At 67.8% G+C, this 8775-nt stretch carries 5 protein-coding genes; all 5 read left to right on the top strand.

Annotation, left to right across the window (positions count from 1 at the left end; all coding sequences use genetic code 11):
- Positions 1–577, top strand: a 577-nt coding sequence (locus tag C5F48_RS19660; protein WP_181247736.1) for an alpha amylase C-terminal domain-containing protein, incomplete at its 5' end; no start/stop codon positions are given.
- Positions 577–2658, top strand: a complete 2082-nt coding sequence (gene glgX, locus C5F48_RS19655) for a glycogen debranching protein GlgX (protein ID WP_107665505.1) — start codon at positions 577–579, stop codon at positions 2656–2658. The genes C5F48_RS19660 and glgX, both read left to right, overlap by 1 nt.
- Positions 2655–4457: a malto-oligosyltrehalose trehalohydrolase gene (gene treZ, locus C5F48_RS19650; protein ID WP_107665504.1), complete on the top strand. Its 1803-nt coding sequence runs from the start codon at positions 2655–2657 to the stop codon at positions 4455–4457. Before glgX ends, treZ begins: the two co-directional genes overlap by 4 nt.
- Positions 4454–6250 carry a 4-alpha-glucanotransferase gene (gene malQ / locus C5F48_RS19645; RefSeq protein ID WP_107665503.1) on the top strand — a complete coding sequence of 599 codons (1797 nt, stop codon included), beginning with the start codon at positions 4454–4456 and terminating at the stop codon, positions 6248–6250. Before treZ ends, malQ begins: the two co-directional genes overlap by 4 nt.
- A gap of 5 nt (positions 6251–6255) precedes the next feature.
- Positions 6256–8775, top strand: a 2520-nt coding sequence (gene treY, locus C5F48_RS19640; protein ID WP_107665502.1) for a malto-oligosyltrehalose synthase, incomplete at its 3' end; no start/stop codon positions are given.

Raw genomic sequence — 8775 nt, 5'->3', positions numbered from 1 at the left:
GATGGCGGGCGATCCGTGGCAGAAATTCGCGAACCTGCGCGCCTATTTCGGATTCATGTGGACGCATCCGGGCAAGAAGCTTCTCTTCATGGGCGGGGAGTTCGCTCAGGACAGGGAGTGGAACCATGACGCCTCGCTCGACTGGGAGCTGCTCGACAACCCGGCCAACGCCGGGATGAAGCGGCTGGTCGCCGATCTGAACCGGACCTACCGCGGCGTCCCGGCGCTGCACCGGCAGGATTGCGATCCGGCGGGCTTCGAATGGGTGGATTCCGCCGATGCCGAGAATTCGGTCCTGAGCTTCCTGCGCAAGGCCGAGGGGCATCCGCCGGTGCTGGTGGTTTGCAACCTGACGCCGCAGGTGCATCACGACTACCGGATCGGCGTGCCGCAGGGCGGCGGCTGGCGCGAGATCCTGAACACCGACGCCGGGCTCTATGGCGGGTCGGATGTCGGCAACTCGGGCCTGTTACAAGCCGAAGATACATCCTGGCACGGACGGCCCGCCTCGCTCAGGCTGACCTTGCCTCCCCTCGCAACCGTTCTCGTCATGCCGGAAGGTCCAGACAACGAATGATGACAAACGGGATCACGCTGCGCGAAGGCAGCCCTTATCCGCTCGGGGCAACCTGGGACGGGTCGGGCACCAATTTTGCCATCTTCTCCGCCCATGCCACGAAGGTGGAGCTCTGTCTCTTCGATGCGCGCGGTCGGCGCGAGACCGCGCGCATCCCGCTGCCGGAGTTCACCCATGAGGTCTGGCACGGCTACCTGCCCGAAGTGCGGCCCGGTCAGCTTTACGGCTACCGGGTCCACGGTCCTTACGACCCGCAGAACGGCCACCGCTTCAACCCCAACAAGCTGCTGATCGACCCCTATGCGCTGATGCTGCAGGGCGACATCGTCTGGCATGACGCGGTCTTCGGCTACCGGATCGGCAATGCGCGGGCGGACCTCTCCTTCGACCGGCGGGACTCGGCCTTCGTCATGCCGAAATGCGTGGTGGTCGATCCTGCCGTGACCTGGGGCGCGGATATCCGCCCCCACACGCCTTGGGCCGACACGATCATCTACGAGGCGCATGTGAAGGGGATGACCGCGCTCAACCCCGACACCTCCGACCGGGTGCGCGGCAGTTTCGCGGCGCTGGCCGACCCGAAGGTGATCGAGCATCTGGTGACGCTCGGTGTCACGGCGGTGGAGCTGATGCCGACGCAGGCCTTCTTCGACGACCGCTACCTGATCGAGAAGGGGCTGACCAACTACTGGGGCTACAACACCGCCGCTTTCTTCGCTCCCGCCACCCGCTTCATCTCGCCCGGCGGCGGGGTGCATGAGTTCAAGCTGATGGTGCGGCGGCTGCACGAGGCGGGGATCGAGGTGATCCTCGACGTGGTCTACAACCACACTGCCGAGGGCAACCAGATGGGCCCGACGCTCAGCTTCCGCGGCATCGACAACGCCAGCTACTACATGCTGGGCGACGACCCGCGCTACTACTACGACACCACCGGCTGCGGCAACACGGTGAACCTCGGGCACCAACGGGTGCTGCAGATGGTGATGGACAGCTTGCGCTACTGGGTCGAGGCTTGCCACGTCGACGGCTTCCGCTTCGATCTGGCAAGCTCGCTCGGCCGCGACCGGCAGAGCTTCAACGCCAACGCGGTCTTCCTCGACGCGGTGCGGCAGGACCCGGTGCTGGGACGGGTGAAGCTGATCGCGGAACCCTGGGATACCGGGAACGAGGGCTATCAGCTGGGCAACTTCCCCCCGGGCTGGGCCGAGTGGAACGACAGGTATCGCGACTCCGTCCGATCCTACTGGAAGGGCGACGAGGGGCTGTTGCCGGAGCTTTCCTCGCATCTTCTGGGCTCGGCCAATCTCTTCGACAAGCGCGGCCGCCGTCCCTGGGCCAGCGTGAACTTCATCACCGCGCATGACGGTTTCACCCTCGCCGACACCGTCGCCTACAACGAGAAGCACAACGCGGCGAACCAGGAGGACAACCGCGACGGCCATTCTCACAACTGCAGCTGGAACTGCGGCGTGGAGGGGCCGACCGACGATCCCGAGGTGCTCGACCTGCGCGACCGGATGCGGCGGGCGATGATGGCGACGCTGCTGATGTCGCAGGGCACGCCGATGATCCTGATGGGCGACGAGGTGGGCCGCACCCAGGGCGGTAACAACAACGCCTATTGCCAGGATAACGAGATGAACTGGCTGAAGCTCGACGATCTCGATCCGCGCGATGCCGACTTCCTCGCCTTCACCCGCTCGGTGATCGCGCTGCGCAAGGGACGCGACGTGTTCCACCATGCGTCGTTCCTGCACAATGCCCCCGAGGGCCAGCAGCCGATCCGCGTCCGCTGGCTGCGCCCGGATGGCGAGTTGATGGAGCAGAATGACTGGCACAATCCCGCCGCTCGCACGTTGGGCATGCTGGTGCGCGACGAGCCGGACATCCTGATGTTGTTCAACAGCCATTTCGAGGCGGTGGACTTCACCTTGCCCGCCGCCGCGACCGACCTCGGCTGGCAGATGCTGCTCGACAGCGCGTCAGGCGAGGTGACCCCGCAGGGCAGCCCGGTGAGGCTGCCGACACTTGCCGTGCCCCCGCGCGGCCTACTGGTACTTGAGGAGACACGTCCATGACATCTGGCGAAGGCCCGCAGTCGATCTGCGCCTGGGGCGCAGTGCTGACGACCGAGGGGGCCCGCTTCCGCATCTGGGCACCGTCTCAGCAGCAGGTGCGGCTGCGCCTGCAAGGGCAGGACCACGCCATGGAGCGCAGCGACGACGGCTGGTTCGATCTGACCCTGCCGGCCGAGGCCGGGGCGGAATACGGCTTCGTGCTGGACGACGGCCGGGTGGTCGCCGACCCCGCCTCGCGGCAGCAGAGCGGTGACGTGCACGGGCTCTCGCTGGTCACCGATCCGGCCTATCACTGGCAATGCGACTGGCGGGGACGTCCCTGGCACGAGAGCGTGATCCTGGAGCTGCATGTCGGCACCTTCACCCCCGAGGGCACCTTCCGGGCCGCGATCGACCGGCTGGCCGACGTGGCCGCCAGCGGCTTCACCATGGTCGAGCTGATGCCGGTGGCGCAATTCGCCGGCAACCGCGGCTGGGGCTATGACGGGGTGCTGCTCTATGCGCCGCACCCGGCCTATGGCACGCCCGACGACCTGCGCGCCTTCGTCGATGCGGCGCATGGTCAGGGGCTGAGCGTGGTGCTCGACGTGGTCTACAACCACTTCGGGCCGGAGGGAAATTACCTGCCGTCCTATGCGCCGAACTTCTTCGACGAGAAGCGGCACACCCCCTGGGGCAATGCCATTGAATACCACCGCCCACCGGTGCGCCGCTTCTTCATTGACAACGCGGTCTACTGGCTGCGGGATTTCCGCTTCGACGGGCTCAGGATCGACGCGGCCGACCATATCCGCGACCCGGATTCCGACCCCGAGTTCCTGATCGACATGGTGCGCACCATCCGCCAGACGCTGCCGGGCCGCGAGATCCATCTGACGACCGAGGACAACCGCAACATCACCCATCTGCACGAGCGCGGGCAGGGGGGCGAGGTGGAGCTCTACACCGGCGAGTGGAACGACGACCTGCACAACGTGGCGCATGTGATCGCCACGGGGGAGTCCGAGGCCTATTACAAGGATTTCGTCGAGGATCACTGGACGAAATACGCCCGCGCCTTGGCTGAGGGCTTCGCCTATCAGGGCGAGCCTTCGCCCTTCGACGGCGGCAAGCCGCGCGGAGCGCCGAGCGCGCATCTGCCGCCGGTCTGCTTCGTCGACTTCCTGCAGAACCACGACCAGATCGGCAACCGCGCCTTCGGCGAGCGACTGACCACGCTGGCGCCCGAGCGGCGCCTGAGGCTGCTGATGGCGATGCTGCTGCTCTCGCCGCATATCCCGCTCATGTTCATGGGCGAAGACTGGGGCGAGACGCGGCCCTTCACCTTCTTCACCGACTTCGAGGGTGAGCTGGCCGATGCCGTGCGCGAAGGCCGCCGCAAGGAGTTCGAGCATTTCGCCGCCTTCCAGAACCTCGATCTGGCGGCGACGGTGCCCGACCCGAATTCCAAGGGCACCTTTGAGTCCTCGCGCATCGACTGGATGCACCGCGACACCGCGCGGGGGACGGATTGGCTCGACTTTACCCGCAGCCTGCTGCAGGTCCGCCATGCCGAGATCGTGCCGCATCTGGCCAGGGCGCCGGGCCATGGCGGCAAGGTGCTGATGGCCAGCGAAGACAAGGTGGCGGTGGATTGGCAGCTCGACGGGGCCATCCTGCGGCTGCGCGCCAATTTCGACGATCGCGAGGCCGCCTTGCCTGCCGCCGACGGACGGGTGATCTATGCGACAACCGGAGCCTCCGACGTGGGGGCGATGCCGCCCGGCACGGTGATCGCCACGCTTCAGGAGACGACATGACCGACCCATTGCAGCGCCGCGCCGAGCTTTTCGGCATCCGCGCCTCCTATCACGGCATCAGCGGCGAGCTGTTCCACCCGCCGCACGAGGCGCTGACCAGCCTGCTCACCGCCTTCGGCATCCCGATCGAGGGCACCGACCCGGAGGCCCGCCCGCCGGAACTCTACGCACCGGAGGGCGTGCGCTGCTTCCTGCCGGAAAGCGACGCGCGGATGTGGGGCGTGGCGGTGCAGCTCTATCAGCTGCGCTCGGCGCGGAACTGGGGGATCGGCGACTTCCAGGATCTGGCCGAGCTGGTGCGGCTCTGCGGCGATGCCGGGGCCGATTTCATCGGGCTCAACCCGCTGCACGCGCTGTTCCTCGCCGTGCCTCAGCAATGCAGCCCGTTCTCGCCCTCCAACCGCCGCTTCCTGAACCCGCTCTATATCGCGGTGAACCGGGTGCCCGGTTTCACCACGCCGCCCGACCTGACGGCTGTGCGCGACGGCGATCTGGTGGATTACGCCGGGGTGACCGAGGTGAAGATGGCCGCACTGCGCGACATCTGGGCGCGGGGCGTGGATGATCCCGAAGGCTTCTCGCGCTTCATGATCGAGGGCGGCGAGCTGCTGCGCCGCCACGCGCTGTTCGAGGCGCTCTCGCTGCATTTCGGCCCGATCCATGGCGCGGGCTGGCAGGGCTGGCCGGAGGAGTGGCGCGACGTGGAAAGCCCCGCCGTCGCCCGCTTCGCCGTGGAGAACGCCAGCGAGGTGGAGTTCCACATCTGGCTGCAATGGCTGGCAGACCGTCAACTGGCCGAGGTGCGCGACGCCTGCCACGCGGCGGGCATGCGGATCGGGCTCTATCTCGACTTCGCCGTGGGGGAATCCCCCGGCGGCTCGGGCACCTGGTCCGACCCTGGGCTCGTCGTCTCCGGCGCGCGGATCGGCGCCTCGCCCGACTGGTTCAACGCCGCCGGGCAGGACTGGGGCCTCGCCCCGCTCTCGCCGGTCGAGCTTGCCGCCCGTCACGCCGCCCCGTTCCAGAGCCTGATGCAGGACGCCACCCACCGCGCCGGCGCCCTGCGGCTCGATCACGCGATGTCGCTCTGGCAGCTCTTCCTGATCCCCGACGGCATGACCGCGCCGCAGGGCACCTACGTCCGGTACCCGGTGCAGGAGATGATCGCGGCGCTGGCTCAGGCCTCGAACGAGAACCGCACCATCATCATCGGCGAAGACCTCGGCAACGTGCCCGACGGCTTCCGCGAGGTGATGGCGGCGGCGAACATCCTGTCCTACCGCATCCTGCTGTTCGAGCGGCATTACGACGGCTTCATCTCGCCCGAGCACTACCCGCGCGAGGCGCTGGTCTGCGTCTCCACCCACGACCTGCCCACCTTCCAGGGCTGGTGGCGCGGCGACGACGTGGGGCTCCGCCTCGGCTTCGGCTTCATCTCGCCCGAGTCGGCGGAACAGCAGGCCGGTTCGCGGGTTCACGAGCGTCGCCAGCTTCTGGGCGACCTGATCCGGGGCGGGCTGCTCGACCCCTCGGCGTCGGAGACCCCGATCGACGCGGCCCCGGAGGAGCTGGTGATCGCCACCCATCGCCACCTTGCCCGCACCCCCTCGCGGCTTCTGGCCGTGCGGCTGGAGGACATCGCCGGCGAGGTCGCGCCGGTCAACGTGCCGAGCACGGTGGACGAATATCCGAACTGGCGGCGCAAGCTGTCGATCTCTCTCGAAGACCTGCCGGGAACCTCGCTGTTCCGCGGCATCACCCAGGCATTGGCGGCCGAACGGCCAAGGACATAGACCAGATGACACCCCGCGCGACCTATCGTTTCCAGTTCACCGCAGATTTCACCTTCGCCGATGCGGCCGCGCTTGCTCCCTACCTGTCGGAACTGGGGATCAGCCACGTCTACTGCTCGCCGATCCTCGCCGCGCGCGAGGGCAGCACCCATGGCTATGACGGCGTGCATTACAGCCTGATCAACCCCGAGCTGGGGGGCGAGGAGGGCTTTCGCGCCATGGCGGCGACGCTGCGCGAGAAGGGGATCGGCCTCATCGTCGACTTCGTGCCGAACCACATGGGTGTCGGCGGGGCCGACAACGCCTTCTGGCTCTCGGTGCTCGAATGGGGGCCGCTCAGCCCGGTAGCGGGCTGGTTCGACATCGACTGGGACAGCAATACCCCCGGCCTCTCCGGCAAGGTGCTGGTGCCCTTCCTCGGCGACCATTACGGCGAGGTGCTGGCGGCCGGCGATCTGGAGCTGAGGTTCGACCCGGAGAAGGCGGCCTTCGCCATCTGGGCGCATGACACCCACAAGCTGCCGGTCTGCCCGCAATGCTATGGCGAGATCCTGCGGCGCGGCGGGCTCGACGAACTGGCCGATGCCTATGAGGCGGTGGCGGGCGAGGCGCCAACCAACCCCGTCTGGAAGGAGCTGCGCGCCCGGCTGCGCGACGCCGACATGACCAAGGCCGTGGCCTCCTATGTCGGGACGCCCGGCGATCTCGACAGTTGGAAGGCGATGGACGCGCTGATCGAGGCGCAGCACTGGCGGCCGGTGAAATTCTCGATGGACGGCGACGCGATCAACTACCGCCGCTTCTTCACCATGAGCGATCTGGCCGGGGTGCGGGTGGAAAAGCCCGAGGTGTTCCGCGCCACGCACAAGCTGATCCTGCCGCTGATGCAGGAGGGGATCATCGACGGCATCCGCATCGACCATATCGACGGGCTGATCGACCCGAAGGGCTACTGTCTGCGGCTGCGCGACGCGCTCGACAAGCCCTTCCCGCTCTATGTCGAGAAGATCCTCGCCCCCGATGAGGAGCTGCCGGAGGATTGGCAGACGGATGGCACCACCGGCTATGAATTCGCCAATCAGGTGGTGGGCCTGATCGTCGATCCGGCGGGCGAGACGGCGATGAGCGAGATCTACGCCGCCTTCACCGGACAGACCACGTCGCCGGAAGACATCGTGCATATCGCCAAGCTCGAGATCATGGCCCAGCCGATGGCTTCGGAGCTGGAGGCGCTGACCGACCGCTTCCTCGCGCTGGCGCAGGACGATCCGCGCCGCCGCGACTTCGGCCGCGCCGGGATGCGGGCCGGGCTGTCGCAGGTGGTGGCGGGGCTCGACGTCTACCGTACCTATGTCGACCGGGATGGCATCCGCGACGAGGATCGCGCCCGCATTGCGGCCGCGGTGGAGCGCGCCAAGCTGCGCGCGCCCGAGATCGACCCCGGCATCTTCGACTTCATCGCGCTGGTGCTGACGCTGGATCTGGCCGAGGAGCATCCCGAGCAGAGGGCCGACATCCTCAAGACCACGATGCGGATGCAGCAGTTCACCGGCCCGGTGATGGCCAAGGGGCTCGAGGACCGCGCGCTCTACCGCTACGCCCGGCTGATCGCCCTGAACGAGGTCGGCAGCGAGCCCGGCCATTTCGGGCTGACGCTCGAGGCCTTCCATGCCGCCAACGCGGCGCGCAACCCGTCCTGCATGCTGACCACCTCGACCCATGACACCAAGCGGGGCGAAGATGCGCGGATGCGGATCGCCGCGCTCAGCGGCCATCCCGACCTCTGGCGCGAGCGGATCGCGGAATGGCACGAGCTGCTGGCCGACGAAGACCAGCCGATCGACCGCAACGAGGAGTATTTCTTCTACCAGCTCCTCTTCGGCGTCTGGGAGGCCGACTGGTCCGCAGCACCAAGCCCCGAAGCGCTGGCCAGCCTGCGCGAGCGGGTCGAGGCGGGGATGATGAAATCGGTGCGCGAGGCGGCGGTGAACACCCGTTGGGTCTTCGGCAACGAGGAGTACGAGACCGCGCTCTGCGCCTTCATCGCCCGGGCGCTGGAGGCGCCGGACACGCCCTTCCTGCGCTCGTTCCGCGGCTTCGTCGCCGAGGTGGCGCCGCATGGGCTGGTCAACAGCCTGATCCAGACCACGCTGAAGCTGACGGCGCCGGGGATGCCCGACCTCTATCAGGGCGCAGAGCTCTGGGAGCAGAGCCTCGTCGACCCCGACAACCGCCGCCCGGTGGATTTCGCGCTGCGCGAGCGGCTGCTGGGCGAGGTGATGGCCGAACCTGCGGCGCTGGCTCCCGCGGATCAGGGCGGGGTGAAGCTGGCGCTGACGGCGGCGCTTCTGAACCTGCGCCGCGACAAGCCGGAGCTGTTCCAGGAGGGCGACTACCGTCCGGTTGAGGCCGAAGGCAAGGGGGCGGCCAGCCTCTGCGCCTTCGAGCGCCGCCATGGCGACGACCGGATGCTGGTCGCCTGCGCCTGCATCCGGCAGGGAGCCGCCCGCACCGCGATGCCACGC

It is taken from the genome of Cereibacter changlensis JA139 (assembly GCF_003034985.1).
Taxonomy (GTDB): Bacteria; Pseudomonadota; Alphaproteobacteria; order Rhodobacterales; family Rhodobacteraceae; genus Cereibacter; species Cereibacter changlensis.
The sequence above is the reverse complement of the archived record's forward strand: the minus strand, read 5'-3'. Positions and strand labels throughout refer to the sequence as shown.

Excerpts from the sequence above, each read along its gene's own strand:
- glgX (WP_107665505.1), top strand. The coding sequence starts at position 577 with ATGACAAACGGGATCACGCTGCGCGAAGGCAGCCCTTATCCGCTCGGG.
- treZ (WP_107665504.1), top strand. The coding sequence starts at position 2,655 with ATGACATCTGGCGAAGGCCCGCAGTCGATCTGCGCCTGGGGCGCAGTG.
- malQ (WP_107665503.1), top strand. The coding sequence starts at position 4,454 with ATGACCGACCCATTGCAGCGCCGCGCCGAGCTTTTCGGCATCCGCGCC.